The organism is Amycolatopsis ultiminotia (assembly GCF_039536925.1).
Classification (GTDB): Bacteria; Actinomycetota; Actinomycetes; order Mycobacteriales; family Pseudonocardiaceae; genus Amycolatopsis; species Amycolatopsis ultiminotia.
The window spans coordinates 522383-542350 of the sequence record NZ_BAAAZN010000005.1; the positions used below are offsets into that span (position 1 = coordinate 522383).

16 protein-coding genes and 2 tRNA genes are annotated in these 19968 nt (G+C 68.8%); 5 read left to right on the forward strand and 13 right to left on the reverse strand.

Going from position 1 to position 19968, the window contains the following annotated elements; all coding sequences use genetic code 11:
- Positions 1 to 13 precede the first annotated feature (13 nt).
- The 6 genes from ftsE to ABD793_RS15120 all read right to left on the reverse strand — a co-directional run bounded on the left by ftsE (position 14) and on the right by ABD793_RS15120 (position 6450).
- A complete protein-coding gene (gene ftsE / locus ABD793_RS15095) occupies positions 14 to 703 on the reverse strand; it encodes a cell division ATP-binding protein FtsE (RefSeq protein WP_344860113.1) in 690 nt (229 codons plus the stop codon).
- A gap of 97 nt (positions 704 to 800) precedes the next feature.
- On the reverse strand, positions 801 to 1904 hold the full coding sequence (prfB, locus tag ABD793_RS15100) for a peptide chain release factor 2 (protein WP_344860115.1): 1104 nt from the start codon (positions 1902 to 1904) through the stop codon (positions 801 to 803).
- A 64-nt stretch (positions 1905 to 1968) separates the two neighbouring features.
- Complete coding sequence (locus ABD793_RS15105; RefSeq protein WP_344860117.1) at positions 1969 to 2469, reverse strand: PadR family transcriptional regulator; 501 nt, start codon at positions 2467 to 2469, stop codon at positions 1969 to 1971.
- A 242-nt stretch (positions 2470 to 2711) separates the two neighbouring features.
- Positions 2712 to 2785: transfer RNA gene (locus ABD793_RS15110), tRNA-Met, on the reverse strand.
- A 526-nt stretch (positions 2786 to 3311) separates the two neighbouring features.
- Positions 3312 to 3385, reverse strand: a tRNA-Met gene (locus ABD793_RS15115).
- Between the two features lie 68 nt (positions 3386 to 3453).
- The gene (locus tag ABD793_RS15120; RefSeq protein ID WP_425548705.1) at positions 3454 to 6450 is read right to left on the reverse strand and encodes a UPF0182 family protein; all 2997 of its coding nucleotides are present in this window, start codon (positions 6448 to 6450) and stop codon (positions 3454 to 3456) included.
- A gap of 161 nt (positions 6451 to 6611) precedes the next feature.
- On the opposite strand from ABD793_RS15120, the gene ABD793_RS15125 reads away from it, so the two are divergent.
- Positions 6612 to 7184 carry a PPA1309 family protein gene (locus ABD793_RS15125; protein WP_344860119.1) on the forward strand — a complete coding sequence of 191 codons (573 nt, stop codon included), beginning with the start codon at positions 6612 to 6614 and terminating at the stop codon, positions 7182 to 7184.
- 397 nt (positions 7185 to 7581) lie between these two features.
- Here the strand turns inward: ABD793_RS15125 and ABD793_RS15130 are convergent, their stop codons facing one another.
- On the reverse strand, positions 7582 to 8601 hold the full coding sequence (locus ABD793_RS15130) for a YlbL family protein (protein WP_425548709.1): 1020 nt from the start codon (positions 8599 to 8601) through the stop codon (positions 7582 to 7584).
- A gap of 191 nt (positions 8602 to 8792) precedes the next feature.
- Between ABD793_RS15130 and ABD793_RS15135 the strand changes: the two genes are divergently transcribed.
- Positions 8793 to 10190 carry a zinc-dependent metalloprotease gene (locus ABD793_RS15135; protein ID WP_344860123.1) on the forward strand — a complete coding sequence of 466 codons (1398 nt, stop codon included), beginning with the start codon at positions 8793 to 8795 and terminating at the stop codon, positions 10188 to 10190.
- A gap of 1447 nt (positions 10191 to 11637) precedes the next feature.
- Here ABD793_RS15135 and ABD793_RS15140 read toward each other — a convergent pair.
- Positions 11638 to 12147 (reverse strand): M48 metallopeptidase family protein, encoded by a 510-nt coding sequence (locus tag ABD793_RS15140; RefSeq protein ID WP_344860211.1) that lies wholly within the window; start codon positions 12145 to 12147, stop codon positions 11638 to 11640.
- Between the two features lie 217 nt (positions 12148 to 12364).
- Here ABD793_RS15140 and ABD793_RS15145 point away from each other — a divergent pair, with 217 nt between their 5' ends.
- The 3 genes from ABD793_RS15145 to ABD793_RS15155 all read left to right on the forward strand — a co-directional run bounded on the left by ABD793_RS15145 (position 12365) and on the right by ABD793_RS15155 (position 15860).
- Complete coding sequence (locus ABD793_RS15145; RefSeq protein WP_344860125.1) at positions 12365 to 13417, forward strand: ThiF family adenylyltransferase; 1053 nt, start codon at positions 12365 to 12367, stop codon at positions 13415 to 13417.
- A gap of 101 nt (positions 13418 to 13518) precedes the next feature.
- Positions 13519 to 14820 carry an ABC1 kinase family protein gene (locus tag ABD793_RS15150; protein WP_344860212.1) on the forward strand — a complete coding sequence of 434 codons (1302 nt, stop codon included), beginning with the start codon at positions 13519 to 13521 and terminating at the stop codon, positions 14818 to 14820.
- A 101-nt stretch (positions 14821 to 14921) separates the two neighbouring features.
- Entirely contained in the window at positions 14922 to 15860 is a 939-nt protein-coding gene (locus tag ABD793_RS15155) for a hypothetical protein (RefSeq protein ID WP_344860127.1), read from the forward strand.
- Between the two features lie 536 nt (positions 15861 to 16396).
- Here the strand turns inward: ABD793_RS15155 and ABD793_RS15160 are convergent.
- The 5 genes from ABD793_RS15160 to ABD793_RS15180 form a co-directional block, all read right to left on the reverse strand.
- Positions 16397 to 16579: a hypothetical protein gene (locus ABD793_RS15160; protein ID WP_344860129.1), complete on the reverse strand. Its 183-nt coding sequence runs from the start codon at positions 16577 to 16579 to the stop codon at positions 16397 to 16399.
- Positions 16576 to 17454 carry a class I SAM-dependent methyltransferase gene (locus tag ABD793_RS15165; RefSeq protein WP_344860131.1) on the reverse strand — a complete coding sequence of 293 codons (879 nt, stop codon included), beginning with the start codon at positions 17452 to 17454 and terminating at the stop codon, positions 16576 to 16578. The genes ABD793_RS15160 and ABD793_RS15165 overlap by 4 nt, the downstream gene beginning before the upstream one ends.
- Positions 17455 to 18911: 1457 nt before the next feature.
- Entirely contained in the window at positions 18912 to 19175 is a 264-nt protein-coding gene (locus ABD793_RS15170; protein ID WP_344860134.1) for a hypothetical protein, read from the reverse strand.
- Positions 19172 to 19528, reverse strand: a complete 357-nt coding sequence (locus ABD793_RS15175; RefSeq protein ID WP_344860136.1) for a WhiB family transcriptional regulator — start codon at positions 19526 to 19528, stop codon at positions 19172 to 19174. The genes ABD793_RS15170 and ABD793_RS15175 overlap by 4 nt, the downstream gene beginning before the upstream one ends.
- Before the next feature lie 151 nt (positions 19529 to 19679).
- Entirely contained in the window at positions 19680 to 19931 is a 252-nt protein-coding gene (locus tag ABD793_RS15180; RefSeq protein WP_344860138.1) for a hypothetical protein, read from the reverse strand.
- Positions 19932 to 19968 lie beyond the last annotated feature (37 nt).

Sequence of the window (19968 nt, forward strand, 5' to 3'; positions counted from 1 at the left end):
ACGGGGGTTGGCGTCAGCGGCCGATGCCGTAGACGCCGCGGGAGTCGTCGCGAATCACGCGACCGAGCTGCAGCTCGACGACCCGGCGCCGCATCGAGTCCACGATGGAGTGGTCGTGGGTGGCCATCAGCACGGTGGTGCCCGTGCGGTTGATTCGCTCCAGCAGCAGCATGATGTCCTGGCTGGTGTCCGGGTCCAGGTTCCCGGTCGGCTCGTCGGCGAGCAGCACCAGCGGGCGGTTCACGAAGGCCCGCGCGATGGCCACGCGCTGCTGTTCACCGCCGGAGAGCTCGTTGGGCAGCCGGTCGGCCTTGCCGTCGAGGCCGACGAGTTCGAGCACCTCGGGCACGACCTTGCGGATCGTGGGCCGGGGTTTGCCGATCACCTCGAGCGCGAAGGCCACGTTCTCCGCCACGGTCTTGTTGGCCAGCAAGCGGAAGTCCTGGAACACACAGCCGATCGTCTGGCGCAGCCGGGGAACCCTGCGCCGGGCGAGCTTCGCGACGTCGAAGTTCGACACCATGACCCGCCCCTTGCTGGGTACCTCTTCGCGCAGCAGCAGCCGCAGGAACGTCGACTTCCCGGAGCCGGACGGGCCGATGAGGAAGACGAACTCACCCTTGTCGACCTCGACCGACACCCGTTCGAGGGCGGGGCGGGTCGAGGTCTTGTAGACCTTGGAAACCTCTTCGAGCCGGATCACGGTTCGGCATACTACCCATGGGTCCTGTAAAGGCGGGGTTGCCGGTGCCCTGGGTGAGCTGCGTCATCCCCTGCACAGGTGAGCTGTCCGAAGTGGATCAGGCGACGCCTGCCTGGCGCCGCCAGCGGATTCCGGCCTCGAGGAAGCCGTCGATGTCACCGTCGAGCACCGAGCTGGGGTTGCCGACCTCGAATTCGGTACGCAGGTCCTTGACCATCTGGTACGGGTGCAACACGTACGAGCGCATCTGGTTGCCCCAGCTGGAACCGCCGTCCTTGAGCGCATCCATTTCGGCCCGCTCCTGCTCCTTCTTGCGCTGCAGCAGCCGCGATTGGAGGACCTTCATCGCGGCTGCCTTGTTCTGCAGCTGCGACTTCTCGTTCTGGCAGGACACGACGATGCCGGTCGGCAGGTGGGTGATGCGGACCGCGGAGTCGGTGGTGTTCACGCTCTGTCCACCGGGTCCGGACGAGCGGTACACGTCGACGCGGATGTCCTTCTCCGGGATGTCGACGTGGTCGACCTCCTCGACCTCCGGCAGCACCTCGACGTGCGCGAAGGAGGTCTGGCGACGGCTCTGGTTGTCGAACGGCGAGATGCGCACCAGCCGGTGGGTGCCCTGTTCGACCGACAGCGTGCCGTAGACGTAGGACGCGGACACCTTGAAGGTGGCGGACTTGATGCCCGCTTCCTCGGCGTAGGAGATGTCGTAGACGTCCGTGGGGTACCCGTGGCGCTCGGCCCAGCGCAGGTACATCCGCAGCAGCATCTCGGCCCAGTCGGCCGCGTCGACGCCGCCGGCCTCGGAGCGGATGGTGACGACGGCGTTGCGGTCGTCGTACTCGCCGGAGAGCAGGGTGCGGACCTCGAGCCCGTCGATGTCCTTGACGAGTTCGGCGAGTTCGCCTTCGGCCTCGGCCATGCTGCCGGAGTCGCTCTCGGCGGCGGCGAGCTCGTAGAGCACGCCCAGATCGTCGACGCGCTGGCGCAGCTCGGAGACGCGGCGCAGTTCGCTCTGCCGGTGGGACAGCTGGCTGGTGACCTTCTGCGCCTCCTCCGGGTTGTCCCAGAGGGTGGGGCTGGAGGCCTGCTCCTCGAGCGCGGCGACTTGGGCCCGCAGCGCATCGAGGTCCATCACCGACTCGATCTGGGTCAGCTTGCCGGTCAGGTCCCTCAACGACGCATCGAACTCATCACTCACGTTGGCCAAGGTTACGGCAAAACCCGCGACCGGTTGCGAACCGGTCGCGGGGCCGCGGTGATCCTCAGGCCTGCGGGATCGAGTCGAGCAGCTTCAGAGCGGCCTTGGCCTGCGCCTGAGCGAACTCGGCGACGGCCTTGTCGTAGGGCCCGTCGGCGGACTTCGTGGCGGTCTTGGCCGCGTCGAGCTGGCCCTGGTAGGTGGTGCGCGCGGTCTCCAGCAGTGCGGTCCGCTGCTTCGCGGTGAGCGAGCCTGCGTGCACGAGCCGCAGGATGAGCGGGCTGCGCAGGTGGTCGGGACCCGCCTCGGACGTGAGCCACGTCTTGAAGGCTTTCTTCCCGGCCGCGGTCAGCACGTACTGCTGGCTCGAGCGCGGTCCCTGTTTGCCGAGCCGGACCAGGCCCTCTTTCGACAGTGCCGGGAGCTCGCGGTAAACCTGGCTACGGGTAACGCTGAAGAAGGCGCCGAACCGGCCGTCTGCTCCGGCGACGAGCTGCCCGCCGGTGGCGGGGCCGTCATGGAGCAGACCAAGCAGAGCGGCGGCTGTTGCATTCAAATCGGACACCCGTCTACGTTCCCACTTAATCGCTGCGGTGTCCACAGTGGTCTGGCGTTCTGTCCATTGTGGCTAGTGTCGGCCCCTCGTTCGGCCCAATCCGAAAGCCGGTCCACAGTGGACCCGGCCACGCTCCGCAATCGCCGCGGCGCCGATCCCGGCCGCGCAACCACCAGCCGAGCGATTCCGCTGGTCGGCATGCAAAAATGCCCGGTCTGCGCGCTGTGCGCAAACCGGGCATCTTCCACCAGTAGCGGGGACAGGATTTGAACCTGCGACCTCTGGGTTATGAGCCCAGCGAGCTACCGAGCTGCTCCACCCCGCGTCGTTGTAAACACAACCCTACACACCCCCCAAACCCCGCCCACACCACCCCCCGAAAACCCCACCACCAGCACCGAAACCACAACCCGGCCACCCGACACCACCACCCTGCCGCACCGCGCGGCCCGCCTCCAGCGCACCGCACCGAGAACCCAACCGCTCACCACGGCGACAGAAAAGGCACCCCGGCCACCCTTGCCGACCAGGACGACAACCCCGACCACCCACCACGGCGACCAACAAGACAACCTCTGTCACTCACCACAGCGACCAACAAAGACAACCCCGACCACCGACCACGGCAACCGACAAGACATCCCCTGTCACTCACCACAGCGACCAACAAGACAACCCCGACCACCCACCTTTGGCAACTCACCCTGGCGACAGACAAGACAAACCCAGCCACTCACCATGGGGGTCCAGGGGGCAAGCCCCCTGGCGGGGGCCTGGGGGCTTGCCCCCAGACGACACACGAAAGAGACCCTTGCTTGCGCACTCCGCAAGCAAGAGTCTCCCAATCTCTGTAGCGGGGACAGGATTTGAACCTGCGACCTCTGGGTTATGAGCCCAGCGAGCTACCGAGCTGCTCCACCCCGCGTCGGTAACACCTACTCTACGCCCGGGTTTCACCCAGGCGCAAAGCAGGTGCCCTTTCCGTAACCGACGTCACCCGCCGGACTGCGGAGGCGCCCCGCTGGTGGGTGCTCCGCTGGCCGGCGCGGTGCTCGCCTTGGCCGCGTCGTATTCCTTGGCCGCCGCGTCGAGCGCGGCCAGTGCCGCGCCTTGGTCGGTGAAGTTCCCGGCTTGCTGCGCGGCTTTGAGCTTGGCCAGCGCCGACTGGAGGTCGGTGACGGCCTTGTCCATGGCCGGATTGCTGCCGCCCTGGTTGGGCGGGGTGGACGGGGACGACGGACTGGACGGCGGGGTGCTGGGCGTCCCGCCTGCGGGCGGGGTGGTCGCCGTTGCACCGGTGCCGTTGCCGAACACCTGGTCCAACGCCTCGTTGAGGGTCGGCGCGAAGCCGATCTTCGAACCGTAGGACACGAGCACGCGCGCCAGCTGCGGATAGCTCAGCTGGTTGCGCTGGCGGATGTAGACCGGTTCGACGTAGAGGAACCCGTCGGCCACCGGCAACGTGATGAGGTTGCCGTAGATGGGGATGACGTTGGGGTTGTTCAGCAGGGTGCGGTCCTGGGCGACTCTGGGGTCGCTCTGGAACCGGTTCTGGACCTGGACCGGTCCGTCGACCTGGCTGGCCCCGCTGGCCGGGGGTAATCGGAGCACGCGGATGGTGCCGTAGTCCTCCGGATCGGACGAGACCGACATCCAGGAGGCCAGGTATTGCCGTTGCAAACCGGTGAGCGCACTGGTCAGCTGGAACGTCGGTCTGCCCTCGCCCGCCGCATTGGCGAGCACGTAGTACCCGGGCTGGTTGGCCACGTTGGCCGCGGCGGTGGTGGAGCTGCCGTCCTCCGTCGGGTCCTGTGGCACGCTCCAGAACGCCTGTTGCGCGTAGAACTCCTGTGGACTGTCCACGTGGTACCGCGCGATGAGTTCCCGTTGGATCTTGAACAGGTCCTCCGGGTAGCGGAAGTGCGAACGCAGTTCGGGTGAGATGGCGCTACTGGGTTTGACCAGGCCGGGGAACACGTTCTCCCACGCCTTCAGCACCGGCTCGTTGTCGTCGATCGAGTACAGGTTGACCGTGCCGTCGAACGCGTCGACGGTCGCCTTCACCGAGTTGCGGATGTAGTTGATCGAGTTGTTGGCCTGTTTGGTGACACCGCTGAGCGAATCGTTGGTGGCTTCGCCGAGCTGCGTCTGCTGGGAGTACGGGTAGTTGTTGAGCGTGGTGTAGCCGTCGACGATCCACTGGATCCTGCCGTTGACGACCGCGGGGTACGGGTCGCCGTCGAGCGTGAGCCACGGGGCGACCTTGCTGACCCGATCACGCGGATCGCGGTTGTACATGATCTTCGAACCGTCGCCGATGGCGTCGGAGAAGAGGATGTTGCGCTCGCCGTATTCGGCGGCGAACGCCAGCCGGTTGAACCAGTTGTCCAGCGAGACGCCGCCCTTGCCCTGGTAGAGGTAGCCGCGCTGGGCGTCGGTGTCGTACTCGCCCGGCGCCTGCCCGGGGGTGCCGCCGACGATCGCGTAGTCGGATTCGTTGGTCAGCTCGCCGTAGTAGATGCGCGGCTGGTCGACCCGGATCCCCGGCTGGCCGTTGGCCGAACCGGCGCCGGTCGCGTTCGTCGTATCGCTCGTGGTGGCGATCGGATAGCCGCCGTCGGAGTTGGAGTCCTTGACCGCCCTGTCGATGGTGTTGGCAGGCGCGGCGACGAATCCGTTGCCGTGGGTGTAGACCAGGTGCTTGTTGATCCAGTTGGTCTGGTTGCCGGTGAGGCCGTCGGTCTTGATCTCCTTGGCGGCGACGATGTAGTCCTGTGTGGTGCCGCCGAGGGTGTAGCGGTCGATGTCCAGTTTCGCGGGGAAGCCATAGAAGTTCTCCCGGCCGACGCGCTGGGTGAAGGTGTCGCTGAGGATGTTCGGGTCGAGCAGCCGGATGTTGGACACCGTGCCGGTGTCCTCCTTCACCGCGGCGGAGGAGGCCTCGGTCTTGCCCGGGTACTGCTCGTACTTGATGCCGTTGAGCCCGAACGCCGACCGCGTCGCGTCCATGTTGCGCTGGATCGACGTGGCTTCCTTCTCGTTGGCATTCGGCTTGACCGAGAACTGGTCGAGGATGGCGGGCCAGGCGACACCGATCAGCACCCCGGACAGGATCAGCAGCACGAGCGCGATCGCAGGCAGCTGGAGGTTGCGCAGGAACGCCCCGGCGAAGAAGGCGACCGCGCAGATCACCGAAATGCACAGCAGGATCAGCTTGGCCGGCAGTACCGCGTTCAGGTCGGTGTAGGTGGCGCCGTTGAACAGCGGCATGTCCCGATCGGACAGTAGGAGGTTGTACCGGTCGAAGAAGTACTCGACCGCCTTCAGCAGCACGAAGATGCCGACGGTGATGGCCAGCTGCGCGCGGGTGGGCCCGGCGAGCTGGCCGCCGCGGCCGGCCAGCCGGATGCCGCCGAAGAGGTAGTGCGCGATCAGCGAGCCGAAGAACGAGATCACGACCGTGATGAACAGCCAGCCGAGCAACCAGTTCACGAACGGCAGGGAGAAGGCGTAGAAGCCGAGGTCGTGCCCGAACTCGGGATCCTTCTGGCCGAACGAGGTGCCGTGCAGGAACAGCTGGATGGTCTGCCAGTCCCCCATCGCCGACGCGCCGGCGATGAGCCCGGTGATCACCGGGATGCCGATGCCGAACAGCCGGATCCGCGCGACGACCACCGAGCGGTAGCGCGACAGCGGATCGTCCCGGCCGGAGACCGGCACGAACACCGGGCGGGTGCGGTAGGCGATGATCAGGCTGACCGCGAGCGCTCCGCCGACCAGCAGCCCGACGGCCACGAAGAGCACGATTCTGGTCACCAGTTCGGTGGTGAACACCGAACGGGCCTGCACCTCGCCGAACCACAGCCAGTCCACATAGGTGCCGAGCAGCCGGATGCACAGCAGCAGCCCCAGCACTACCACCGCGGCGATGATGAGGAGGATCCGGCTGCGGCGGGACAGCTTCAGGCTCACCGGGGGCCGAGTCGCCACGGCAACGCTCCTGTCTTCGTGAACACGTCCGCGGGGCCCCGGACGGACCGGCCGGGGAGTCCCTTGATGGTCTAACTCTACGGACGGGTGCCGAAGTTCCCGGGACCACCCGATCTCCGACGCGCGCGGCGCCCGCGGTGGCGGCCTGCGACGATATCGCCATGCCACCGAGTGAGCCGTCTGCCGCCCACCCCGTCGCAGGTCTGGCACGGGAAGTCGAAGAGTTCGTCGCCGCCGCCGGCTGGGACCAGCCGCCGCAGCTGTTCGCGCTGGTACCGACCGCGGCGTTGCTGGACGAACAACCCGAGCTTGCCGGTCAGCTGGACCGGGCGAACCCGCTGACCCCGGTGGCGCAGGAGCCGCTGCCGGACGGTGACCTCGCCGAATCACTCGGCCGGATCGCCTGGCCGGAGATCGTGGTGGGCTGCGCGCTCGCACAGGAGATCATCGTGCTGCCGCCGGATGTGGAGGCCGAGCTCGACGGCCTCGCCAACGCGGACGCGCAGCGCCTGCGCCGGGCCGCGGCCGACCACCCGCGACGCACCGAGGCCCGGCTGGTCGCGGCCGTACTGCGGGACGGCGAGCGAGCGTGCGTGATGCGGCTGCGCGGCGCTTCCCCCGACGGCGACGAGGACGCCGTGGACGAGATCGTGGAAAGCCCGGACCTGGCACCGAACCTGCTGGAAGCACTGACGACGACCTTCCAGCCCGACGGGGCGACCGGGCTCGGCTGAACCCCGGACTCGACGAAGCGACCGGGCTCGGCTGAACCCCGGACTCGACGAAGCGACCGGGCTCTACCGAACCCAGGCCCGGCGAGGCGACGGGACTCGACTGGCCCCCGACCCAACGGAGGCAGCCGGGCTCGTCCGAACCCCAGACCCGACGAGGGCAGCCGGGCTCGACTGACCCCAGGCCCGGCGAGGGCAGCCAGGCTCGACTGACCCCAGGCCCGGCGAGGCGACCGGGCCCGACCGAACCCGCGTCCGGTTACGCGCTCCGGCGCAGGATCTCCCCGGCCGGGGCCTCCCTGGCCGTGGTCTCCCCGGCCAGGGCGTCTCCCCGGCCAGGGCGTCTCGTCCTCGGCGGTGCGAGACCGCGGCAGCCCCTGCCCCGCCGTTGCCCCGCGGCTCAGCAGTGCGCGGTCGGGCGACCGGCCTTGAGGTTCCCCAGCTGGGCCAGTGCGTCGTCCAGTGTGGACACCTTGATCAGGTTGAGCCCGTCCGGCGCGGCGGCCGCGGCCTCGGCGCAGTTGTGTGCGGGCACGAGAAAGTCGGTGGCCCCGGCCTCGCGCGCGCCGACGACCTTGAACGAGATGCCGCCGATCGGACCGACCTGCCCGGTTTCGCCGATCTCGCCGGTGCCCGCGATGTGCCGTCCCGCGGCGAGGTCGCTCCCCTGCTTCCCCGGCGGGGTGAGCCGGTCGATGATCGCGAGGGTGAACATCAGCCCTGCCGACGGACCGCCGACGTCCTGCAGGGAGATCGCGACGTTGAACGGCGCCTGCGCCCGGTCGGCCGCGGTCAGCCCGAGGAAGCCCTGCGTACGGTCGTCGCGGTGGGCGAGCGTGACCGGCACGGTCTGCTCGGGACCGCCGGCGGACCGGAAGGTGATCTGCACGCTCTGGCCCGGTTTGGTGCCGGTGAGCGCGCCTGCGACGTCGGTGGCTTCCTTGACCTGCTTGCCGTTCACCGTGACCAGCCGGTCGCCGGGGGCGAGCACGTGGTCGGCGGGGCTGCCCGACACGATCTCCTTGGCGACCACCTGGACCGGGTAACCGAGGTGCCGCAGCGCAGCGACCTGCGCGGCGCTCTGCGAGTCCTGCAGCTGCTGGATGTTCTCCTGCTTGACCTGCTCGTTGGACTCGCCCGGCTTGTAGTACTCCTCGCGCGGAGCCAGCGCGTACCGTCCGCTTGCCCACAGGCCGAGCGCGGTGAACAGGTTGATCCCGTCGTTGAGCGACACGGTGGTCATGCGCAGCTCACCGCTGGTGCGGTAGGTCTGCTGTCCGTTGACCTGGATCACCGGGTTGCCCGCGGCGTCGCGACCGAGCGTGTCGTAGGTCGGACCGGGACTGATCGCGACGTAGGGCACCTGGACCAGGAAGCCTGCCACGACGAACACCAGGAACAGCACGCCGCTGACCAGCAGGGTCCAGCCGCGCCGGGTCATCCGCCGGTCGGTGCCGGCCGGTTCGCGGGGCGTGGCGGACCGCGAACGCGGGGTCGCGGTCTCCTCGTCGGGTTTCGTCACGTGCGACAGCGTACGGTGACGGTGTTCGCTTCCCGGTGAAGGCCATGGTTGACGCGCTGGGCTGGCCCCTACCCGCGTACGGTGGACCTATGAGCAATCCCCCGTTCGGTTTCGGACCGTCCGATCCCGACAAGCGCGGCGACGGAGATCCCTCGAACCCCTCGGAGCAGCCTTCCGGCGCCGAGGCGTTCAACCAGCTCGGCCAGATGCTGAGCCAGCTGGGCCAGATGCTCAGCCAGGCCGGCACGTCGAGCGGACCGGTGAACTACGACCTCGCCAAGCAGATCGCGCTGCAGAACCTGAGCGGGCGGGACGACGCCAAGATCGGCTTTTCCGCATCCGAGTCGTCCGGGGACAGTTCCACCGCCGTGCGCGATGCGGCACACCTGGCGGAACTGTGGCTGGACGCGGCGACGATCCTGCCCGCGGGCGCGACCAGCACCGTGTCCTGGTCGGCCCGCACCTGGGTGGAGAAGACGCTGCCCACCTGGCAGCGGCTGTGCGACCCGGTGGCCCAGCAGGTGTCCGGCGCGTGGGTGGAGGCGCTGCCGGAGGAGGCCAAGCAGGCTGCGGGACCGCTGCTGTCGATGATGGGCCAGATGGGCGGGATGGCCTTCGGCTCCCAGCTCGGCAACGCACTCGCGCAGCTGGCGCAGGAAGTGCTCACCTCCACGGAGGTCGGCCTGCCGCTGGGCCCGTCCGCGACGTCGGCGTTGCTGCCGGCCAACATCGAGAAGTTCACCGAGGGCCTTGAGCTGCCGAGCAGCGAAGTGCTGGTGTACCTGGCCGCGCGCGAGGCCGCGCACCAGCGGCTGTTCACGCACGTTTCGTGGCTGCGGCAGCGCCTGCTGGCGACGGTCGAGGAGTTCGCCCGCGGCATCACCGTGGACACCTCCGCGCTGGAGTCCCTCGCCGGTCAGATCGACCCGGCCAATCCGGCGAGCATCGAGCAGGCCATGTCCTCGGGCCTGCTGGAACCGCAGACGACGCCGGAGCAGCAGGCCGCGCTGAAGCGTCTGGAGACCCTGCTGGCCCTGGTCGAAGGCTGGGTGGACGTGGTGGTCGCGGAAGCGATCGGCGACCGTCTCCCCGGTGCCGAGGCGCTGCGCGAAACCCTGCGTCGCCGCCGCGCGACCGGCGGACCGGCGGAACAGACCTTCGCCACCCTGGTCGGCCTGGAACTGCGCCCCCGCCGCATGCGCGCGGCATCGTCGCTGTGGAAACTCGTAGGCGACCGCCACGGCCTGGAAAAGCGCGACGACCTCTGGTCCCACCCGGACCTCATGCCCTCGGCCGACGACCTGGACGAGCCACTGGACTTCGCCGACCGCCTGGCAGACCCCCAGTCCCTCCCGGACGACCTGGACCCGATCGCAGAACTCGAACGCACGGAACGCGAAGAACGCGAAGCCCGCGATTCCGACCAGGAAAACCCACCCCCCAACCCCGGCAACAACGAAGACAAGGGCGACTCCGAACCTTCCTGAGCCCCGGGTTCCGGGTCCTGGGTTCCGGGCCCTGGGTTCCGGGCCCTGGTTTCCGGGCCCTGGTTTCCGGGCCCTGGTTTCCGGGCCCTGGTTTCCGGGCCCTGGTTTCCGGGCCCTGGGTCCCGGATTCTGGGCTCCAAGCCCTGGGTTCCAAGTCCTGAGCCCCGGGTCCCGGGTCCCCAGCCCTGAGTCCCGGGTTCCGGGCCTGAGTCCTGAGCCCCGAGCATTGAGCCCCGCGTCCCGAGCAGTGGGCAGTGCGCACCGAGTCCTCACAGTCCTGGAGCCATGGGTCCAGGACTTGATCCAGGTCTTGGCGCCTGGGGCCGGAGTCTCCTGGACCATGGGGTCCCCGGTCCTTAGTCCTGAAGCCCCGGCAGTCCTGAAACCCCGGCAGTCCTGAAACCCCGGCAGTCCTGAAACCCCGGCCCCTGAGCCCTGGAGCCCTTGTCCCTGAGCCCTAAAGTCCTCAGCCCACGGGAGTCCTGGCCCAGTGGACTCGGAGCTCGTGCGCCTACCGGATTCCTGACTCCTGAAATCTGATTCCTGGGCTCCGAGACTCAGGGCTTCCGGAGCTCAGGAACCAGGCCCAAGCAGTCCCAGACCGGAGCTCCGGGCCCGCACGCCCGACGCCTGGCACGCTCCCACGCACAAGAACTGAATCTTTGGCCTCCGAGCAGTCCTGGACCTTGTCCGGTCCCCTGAATTCAGGGCAATCCCGCGCCTTCTCACCCCCGGGCCCCATGCACCCCCCGGCCTTCCTCGCCCCGGGGCCCCACGACCTCCCGAGGCACCGATCTCCCAGCCCCAGGTCCTTCCCATCAGCCTCCGAACGTCCCTGGCCCCGTGGGCACTCCTCAACCCATTGGCCCCGACCGTCCGGGGCATTCCCGAACTCCGCAGCTCCCGAGCGTCGGGCGCGGCGACCCGGAACGTTCCCAGCCCCTCCCGCCAGCAGCGACGGGCCGCGCGCACGCCGCATGGCCCGCATCTGCCTGCTACAGCCAACCAGCCCCGCACTGGACACGGACACCACCCGCACCCGCCTCACCGAACACGCTCCGCGTACGAGCACCACCACGACCTACTGCCGCCTACCCACCGATCAGCGCACACCGCAGCCGCCCACTTCGTACTTCTCTGCCAGCGGCCTGTGCCCAGATTCAGCCCCTCAACGCCGACGCTCTTCCGCCACCGTGCCTACCACGCCCACCCAGCGCCTGCCTCCGACGCTCGTCCATCACCACGCCGCCCACGCCCACCCGCCACCGCGCCGCCACGCTCGGGACACCGTGCCTCCGGCACGTCCTGCACGCTCCGCGTACGAAGACCAACGCCGCGCCTCAGACGAGCGTCCAGCCGAGCCGCCAGCGCCCGCCACGACCCCACCGGCCACGGGCCTCCACCCCCACCCAGCCAACCGCCCTCCATCCCGAGCGACCGCCCGAACTCACTCCTCCATCGAAATTCCCCACCCCGCCGCGGCCGAGAGTCCTTCGAGGTACCCGATGGCCCGCTCTGTCTTGGGATACCGGTTCACCAACTCCCAAAACGCCGCGTCATGCCCGGGTTCGCGCAGGTGCGCCAGTTCGTGCACCAGCACGTAGTCCAAGACCCACGACGGCACGTGCCGGAGCCGCTCGCTCACCCGGATCGTGGCGTCGACCGGGGTGCACGAAGCCCAGCGGGTACGCATGGGCGGCACCCATCGAACGCTGGCCGGTAACGCCTTTCCGCCGAGGTATTTGCCCGAGAGCACCGCGCAGCGGGCGAGCAGCGCCTCGTCCGATGCCCTTGGTGGCGTCCCTTTTCGGGGTCCGGAACGCTGCAGCTTGCGCTCCATCTCCGCAACCCAGTGTTTCTCTTCCGCGCGGGTCATCCGTGCCGGGATCAACACCACCAGGGTGTCGTCGTTCCAGTACGCAGTGACCGTCCGGTGCCGGCGCGCGCTGCGCCGCACCTCGACCTTGTGCTGAGGAGTGTCCGACGGGGCGTTCTCGCCCCTGCCTCTCAATGAGGGCGTCCGTGCTTCGACCACTCGACAACGGTAAGGCCCGACACCGACAACTTGGAGTGCCGAAAGGTCACAGCTCCAAGTTGTCCACAACTGACCGAGCCTGTGGACAACTCAGGTTTTCGGCCGCTCTCACCGTCGCGCACGTGCCAAGCTGATCGACATGACGTTGTCCACCGTTCCGCCGCCAGACGTGCTCCTTCCGGCGCATCCGACGTTGCTCCCGGGCATTCACGTGCTCGAACGAGACGACAACGAGGTCCAGTTCGGCCTCGACCCCCGCCACGGAGTCGTGGCCGGCGGGCTCGCCCCGCACGTCGTCGAGATCGTCCGCCGTCTCGACGGCAGACGCGGGCTCGACGACGTGATGCTCGCGGTCGGCGAACACCAGGACCAACTCCACCTGCTGCTCAAACAGCTGACTGCGCTGGGCCTGGTCACCGAAGCTCCCCGGCAGGCGGCAAAACGCGTCGAGACCGGCCTGTGGTCGCTTCGCGCCCGCCACCACCAGACCGCGCTCACCGATCGCCGGCGCCAAAGCCTGATCGGGGTGCACGGCAGCGGAAGGCTGGCTGTCGCCGTCGCCATGCTGCTCGCGAACGCCGGCGTCGGGCACCTTGACATCCGAGCAGGCGGCACGGTCACCGAAGCCGATCTGGGCTCCGGCTTCACCACCACCGAACTGGGCCAACCCCGTCGGCGCGCGATCGTGGCCGTGTTGACCCGGCTCGCCCCCGACGTGTCCACCGCCAGGAACCAGCGCCGCAACCCTGACCTCGTGATCCTCACCGACTCTCTGGTTCCGGCCCCGGAAGAGGTGGCGGAGCTGGTCGACGAGGGCGTTCCGCACCTGCCCGTCCGAATCCGTGAAGGCACCGGCGTCGTCGGACCACTCGTCGTGCCCGGACGCAGTACCTGTTTGCGGTGCTGTGACCTGCACCGGACCGACGACGATTCCTCGTGGCCGCGGGTGGCGAGCCAGCTCGTCGGGAAGGCCCAACGGCCGGACCTCGGTGCGGTGCAGTCGTGCGCCGCGCTCGCCGTCTCGCAGGCCATGCGTCTGCTGTCGCCGAGTGAAGAACCACCGCCCACGTGGAACACCACGCTGGAGATCGACAACTTCGAGGGCCGGGTCAACCACGAGGTTTGGGAACCACATCCGGACTGTGGCTGCGGAGCGCCCGTTGCGCCGGAGGAGGTACTGCAGGAGACGTAGGCCACACCCAAGCTTTCCGTGGGCTGCGGGCGCGGAGCCGACCAAGGCAGAATCGCAGGGTGACCGACTTCCGCGAACGCACCGGAGACCGCGAATCCGCCATGCCACGCCGGGGCGCTGCGCGTACCGCGAAGCTGGCCAGCCTTCCGCTCGGCATCGCGGGCCGAGCGGTGGGCGGCTGGGGCAGGCGGCTCACGGGCCAGAACGCCGACCAAGTAAGCGCGACGCTGTCGGCCAAGGCCGCGGAGCAGCTCTTCGAAGTGCTGGGCACGCTCAAGGGCGGCGCGATGAAGTTCGGCCAGGCGCTGAGCGTGTTCGAGGCCGCCGTGCCCGACGACATGGCCGAGCCCTACCGCGAAGCGCTTACGAAGCTGCAGTCCGCGGCGCCGCCGATGTCGGCCCGGCAGACCCACCGGGTGCTCGCCGAACAGCTGGGCCGCTCGTGGACGGGGCGGTTCGCGCACTTCGACGACGAGCCGGCGGCGTCCGCGAGCATCGGCCAGGTCCACCGTGCGACGTGGCACGACGGCCGCGAGGTGGCGGTCAAGGTCCAGTACCCCGGCGCGGACGAGGCGCTGCGCAGCGACCTTCGCCAGCTGCAGCGGTTCAGCAGGCTGTTCCAGGCGTTCGTGCCCGGCACCGACGTGAAGCCGCTGCTCTCCGAACTGGCCGAACGGATGGACGAGGAGCTCGACTACCTTTCCGAGGCCGACCACCAGCGTGCCTTCGCGAAGGCTTTCGAAGGAGATCCCGCGTTCCTGATCCCCCGCGTCGTCGCGAGCGCGCCGAAGGTCGTGGTCACGGAGTGGGCCACCGGTACGCCGCTGGCCGAGATCATCGCGAACGGGGATCAGGAGACCCGCAACGTGGCCGGCCGGCTCCTCGCCGAGTTCCACTACTCCTCGCCGGCGCGCGTCCACCTGTTGCATTCCGATCCGCACCCGGGCAACTTCATGCTGACCGCCGACGGACGGCTGTGCGTGATCGACTTCGGCGGCGTCGCCAAGCTGCCCAACGGCATCCCCCATCACCTCGGCGAGATGACCCGGCTGGCGCTCGACGGTCACTCCGAGGAACTGATGCAGCTGCTTCAGGAGAACGGCTTCGTGCGCGAAGGCTCGGAGCTGTCCTCGGACCAGGTGCTGACGTATCTCGCCCCGTTCACCGAACCGCTCGCCACGCCGACGTTCCACTTCACGCGTCGATGGATGCAGCGCCAAGCGGGCCGCGTCGGAGACACCCGGGGTACCGATTTCCGCACCGGCCGGTCCCTGAACCTGCCCCCGGAATATCTGATGATCCACCGGGTCACGGCCGGCTCCACCGGCATCCTCTGCCAGCTCGGCGCGGACATCCCGGCACGCGGCATCGTGGAACGGTGGCAGCCCGGTTTCGCCATCTGAGTTATCCACAGGAAGAGCCGTTTCCGGCCGGACGACGCGAAGTTATCCACAGATTGTCGAAGGTGGTTCCACTCGGATGGCCGAGCCGTCATTCTCGATGCATGACGACTACTGCAAGTCCCGGTTCAGTTGCTTTCGGTGATTTGGCGACCCATGGCGTGGTCGTCCGGCGCCGTCTCCGCGACGCCGGGGTATCGAACCGAAGAGTCGCGAAGCTCGCCGGACCCGGCGGGCCGTGGCAACGGGTGTACTCCGGCGTCTTCCTCGTGCACGACAAACCTCCGAGCCGAGAACAGCTCCTGCACGCCGCGGTGGCACGCTGCGGGCCGGACGCCGTGATCACCGGGACGGATGCGCTGCGCGCGCATGGCGTCAGTCATCCGCTCACCGAGCAGATCCACCTGCTCGTACCGCACTACCGACGGCTCGCCGCCGAACCAGGCATCCTCACGCACCGCACGTCACGGCTGCCGCAGCCAGTGGTGATCGACGGCCTGCCCTACGCCACCGCCGCACGCGCAGCACTCGATCTGGCCAGGCGGGAAAACGAGCCGGACGCGGTCGAGCGGCTGATCTCGCTCCCGCTGTACTGGGGACTCTGCGACCGCGGTGAACTGGCCGCCGAACTCGACGCAGGCAACCAACGCGGTTCCGCAACCGTGCGCGCCGTCCTCCGCAGCCTCAATGACCAGGAGACTTTCACCCACGGCCAGGCCATCCGGGTGCTCCGGCAGACACCGTTGCCGGTCCCGCAGTGGAACGTGTCGGTGTGCGATCGCCGCGGCCGCCGGATCGGCACCGCGGACGCGTGGTGGGACCAGATCGGGTTGGCCTGGCGTTACCGGACGGCCGCCGGACCCACCGACTTCAGCCACCTGGCCCTCGCGGCCACCGGCACCGTGCTGTTCCGCTGCACGCCACGTCAACTCTTGGACGAACCCGAGGAAATGGCCCTCGAGCTGCTGCGTGCCTACACCCAGGCGGCCCGCACTCCACGCCCCAAGGTGCGCGCGATCTGCCAGACCAGCAACGCAGCCTGAAACCAGGGCGCGGCACATCACCAGATCCGAGCACACCCCGGCCCCCACCGCCCCCGAACCCGCAGCTTGACCAGCCCGAGCACGCCACCACGTCAACCACCCCAACCCGACTTGGCTCTGGACCAACGCCCACCCGCAACCTCGCCGGCCCCAACACCACCACGCAAAGAACACCCAACCCGAGCCACTTTCGACCCGGCACCTACCACCGCAACCAGCAGCCTGCCTGGCCCAGCACACCACTGCGTCAACCACCGCCAACCACCCGAACTGACTCGGGGCCATACCCACCAACGCAACCGACGACCTGCCCGGCACCAGCACACCAAACCCGGGCTGGCTCTGGGCCAACGACCATCAGCCCACCCGAGTGCATCGGCAGGCCGGGTGCGACACCGGACCTCAAGCCATTCGCGGTCTTCGGTGCGCCGGTGGTACTGGGGCGTGCTTCCCGTTTCCGGGTCCGGTGTGTTCCGGGAGGCGCGATGTCAGGACATACCTCGCTTGACGCGGCCAGCTCGGGTGTTCGTCCGGCTTCACCAGTACTCGTCGGGCAGCTTGCCCTCGATGTCGCGCGTGTGGTTGCGGGCGCAATCCGGGCAGAGCCAGCGTTCAGTGCCGTTGTCCTTGGTGCAGGCCCAGGCCAGGGCGGCGAGTGCGTCGGACTCCGCCGAGCGGCGGCGGCCGCAGCGCACGCAGACCACGTCCGGGGTGGTCATGGACGGCGTCCGTGGTGCACGGTTCGGGCGCCCAGCAGGTAGAGGTCGCGGCGTTTGGCGAGATGGTGTGGGCTCTCCGGGTCCAGAAGGGAGGTGAGAGTGGCACGGTCCTCGTCGATCAGGAGGTCGGTGGCGTGCTCGGCGATACGGGAAAGGTGGTGGTGCACGTAGCCGGGAAGGGCGTCCGGCCCCGGTGCAGGGTGGTCCACGAGGACGCTGAACGAACCGATTTCAGTCAGCCCGGCACGTTCGAGCGCGGTCGGCCAGCCGTAGGGCATCGGCACGGATCCGTTGATGCCTTCGCGCATACCGACGAACCACTCGGCTTGCGCGGCGTGCAACCGGTCTTCGAGGCCCGGCCGCCCGATGCCGAGATCCCAGGGGAGGCACGAAAAAGTCAATCCGCCCTCGGCCAGCGCGACGGTTCCGCCCGGTCGGACCGCCGCGGCGAGCGTCGCGACGGCGGCCTGCTGGTCCGGTAGGTGATGCACCACCCGGGAGGCCCACACCAGATCGGCAGCCTGCACCTTCTCCGGCAACTCGGAGTCGGCGAGGTCGGCGGCAACCGCGTGGATCTGCACCGGTGACCCGTCACCGGCCGCTGCGCGGACGACGTGCTGAGCCTCGTGCAACAACTCCGGCGTCGCGTCCGCCAGGACGATCGTGCCGCCACCGCGAGAGGAGAGTTCCCGGGCGAAGTGCGTGCTGGCCCCGCCCGCACCACAACCGAGGTCAACCACAGTCGGCGCAGCGGGAAGCCGAGAGATCAGCCGCGCTGCCGCCGAGGCCTGCGCGTCGGCGTCAAGACTGTCGGCAGCCCGAAGCAGAGCGAGCCGATCAGCCCAGTCGATGTGGTCGTGAGTGTGCCCGGACATTGGCTTATTGAACACCCGAGAACGATCGTCGGCCCGCCCCACCATTCCCCTGGTCGCCCGCGCTCTCCTTCCGCATGTTCCGGCAACTCGTTCCAGCCGACTCTTGGTCGGCACAACACCCTCCGGCCTCCCCCCCGGGGGCCGGCTCGACGGCACCGCGCAACGTTCCGCTTTCGGGTCATGCTCGCTTGCGACAGAACCTTGCCAGTCCCACCCCCCCGACCTGCGAGACCGGCCTCCCGCGCAGGCATCGGAACCTCCGCACACAACGAGCACGCGCAGAGTCGAGACCCGGAAATACCTGCGGCGCCCGACAATCCGCACGCCCGAGTGCCGAAGGCTCCAGCGACCGGAACCCCTTGCAGACCTGAAGACTCGGCAGGACCGGACCCCTTGCCCACCCCGAAACCTGCAACTTCCCAACCAGAGCCCCGAAGTCGAAGGCCCGAAGGACGCCCAGCCTCCAAGCCCAACGAGCCGATGCCACGAAGAGCCACCAGTACCCGACCCCAACAAACCGACGGCACGAAAAGCCACCAGGCTCCGGGCCCGGAACCTGGTGGCTTTTCGGGTCAGCTCCCGCCTCCCGAAAAGCCAGGCTGCCGCGGCCGGGCTAACGAACCTGGCCTCCAAACCGTGAGTTCCGAACCGCGGGCTCCGAGGTCCCCTTGCCCCCGAACTTCTCGCTTCTCGCGCCGGGCTTCCGGCTTCCGGCTTCCGGCTTCCGGCTTCCGGCTTCCGGCTTCCGGCTTCCGAACAGTGGCTCGCGGGCCCGGCTTCCGGACTCGGCTTGCGAGTCCCCCGCTTGCGAACCGTGATCTGCGAGTCCGGGCTTTCGAAAACCAGGATTTCGAGGACCCGGCTCCCGAACCGTGGGCCGCCGCGCCCGGTTCTCCGAACCCAGCCTCCGAAAAGCCGGGCGCGGGACCCGGACCCGGCCACCGAGCCACGGCTTCCCAGTCTCGGCTCGGCATCGTGTCTTCTGAACCCGGCTCCCGAACCTCTGGCCTCTGCACGATGGCCTCCGCGTGACAGCCTCGAGCGGTGGCCCCGAGACTCGTGGCTCGAGGTAGTGGCTCCGGTAGTGCTGCGAACGGTGGTGGGTTTCCGAAGCTCATGCATCGACGCGTTGGCCTCCAGGTGGCGGTCACCGGGTTTCCTGTACGCGGAGTGTGCGATGCCTCCCGGCGCTGGCCCCCGAGGCTCATGCGTCCGGGAGGTAGTTCCGGGTGAGACCTCCGCCCAACAGCCTCCGCGGCTCGCGGCTTCACGCTGCAGCCTCCGCGGCTCGCGGCTTCACGCTGCAGCCTCCGCGGCTCGCGGCTTCACCCGGCAGCCTCCAACGCTCGCACCGCCGCCCAGCGGCCTCCGCTCAGCCGTCCCGGGGCTTGTGCTGCCAGCTCCACGGGTACGCCACTGCGCGGGCCCGGTGGTGCGGGCCCGTGCAGTGGCGGGGGTCAGTCTCCTGTTCGGTGTCGGTCTGCGTGGTTTTGTGCCCATCGGGCCAGGCGAGTCCAGCGGCGGACCGCGCGGGCGCGGCGCCAGGGGCGTTGTTCCTCGGACTCGGCGTGGAAGTCCCGTATTCGGGCACGGGACAGTTCTTCGTGAAGCAACATCTTGGTGGTCTCCTTGGTCAGGTTCTGCTTCGGTTTCGGCTGCACCTCGGCGGTTTCTCCGGTGCGGGCCTCGTAATCGCGGGTGGTGAGAAGTTCGACGGTCATGCGGCGGCGCTCCGGGTGGCGGTGGTGACGGGCTCGAGGTTGGCGTTCTTGCGCGGGCGGCCACGGGGGCGCTTGCGCGCGATCACCGCGCCGCGTTCGAAGATCTCGCCGCCCCAAACCCCCCAGGGCTCACGCCGGGCGAGTGCACCTGCCAGGCACGCCTCGCGGACCGGGCAGCCGGCGCAGAACGCCTTGGCCCGCTCCAGTTCGGCAGGCGATTCGGCGAACCACAGGTCGGCGTCGCGCGAGCGGCAGGGCAGCTCGGGGTCGGCGACGCCGTCGAGCAGGTCACCGATGCCGACGTCGAACCCGTCGGTCACGGCGCTCTCGGCGAGCGCGATGGCGGATGACATTTCCGTGCTCCTTTGCGATGTGGTGGTGCTGGTGGGATTGGCGATCGGACTGGACACCTTGTTCCTCAGGGTTGAGCAGCCAAAAAAACACGAAGGCCGCGGATCCGGTTACCGGTTCCGCGGCCTTCGTGAGCCTCGTGTCCTGACTAGGTCAGGAACTTCGCTCCCGTAACGACGACGGAACACGGAACTGCTTGACGGTCGGCAGATCGACATCAACCTGCGGGTACGCAGCGGCAGCCGCGAAGGTGATGCCGACCGGGGTCCACGTGCGCTCAATGCGACGGAGGGATCCGCCGAAGCAGGCGGCCGTGGACGCACCAATACCCTGGCGCGAAGCGAGGGGCACTCCGACGGACAGACCGGTGCCAGGGCTGATGAACATCGTCTGATTGTTGATCACTTCACTGACACCACCTTTCGCTGTCCGGACGCTCGCC

Excerpts from the sequence above, each read along its gene's own strand:
- ABD793_RS15125 (WP_344860119.1), top strand. The coding sequence starts at position 6,612 with ATGCCACCGAGTGAGCCGTCTGCCGCCCACCCCGTCGCAGGTCTGGCA.
- ABD793_RS15135 (WP_344860123.1), top strand. The coding sequence starts at position 8,793 with ATGAGCAATCCCCCGTTCGGTTTCGGACCGTCCGATCCCGACAAGCGC.
- ABD793_RS15145 (WP_344860125.1), top strand. The coding sequence starts at position 12,365 with ATGACGTTGTCCACCGTTCCGCCGCCAGACGTGCTCCTTCCGGCGCAT.
- ABD793_RS15150 (WP_344860212.1), top strand. The coding sequence starts at position 13,519 with ATGCCACGCCGGGGCGCTGCGCGTACCGCGAAGCTGGCCAGCCTTCCG.
- ABD793_RS15155 (WP_344860127.1), top strand. The coding sequence starts at position 14,922 with ATGACGACTACTGCAAGTCCCGGTTCAGTTGCTTTCGGTGATTTGGCG.
- ABD793_RS15160 (WP_344860129.1), bottom strand. The coding sequence starts at position 16,579 with ATGACCACCCCGGACGTGGTCTGCGTGCGCTGCGGCCGCCGCCGCTCG.
- ABD793_RS15165 (WP_344860131.1), bottom strand. The coding sequence starts at position 17,454 with ATGTCCGGGCACACTCACGACCACATCGACTGGGCTGATCGGCTCGCT.
- ABD793_RS15170 (WP_344860134.1), bottom strand. The coding sequence starts at position 19,175 with ATGACCGTCGAACTTCTCACCACCCGCGATTACGAGGCCCGCACCGGA.
- ABD793_RS15175 (WP_344860136.1), bottom strand. The coding sequence starts at position 19,528 with ATGTCATCCGCCATCGCGCTCGCCGAGAGCGCCGTGACCGACGGGTTC.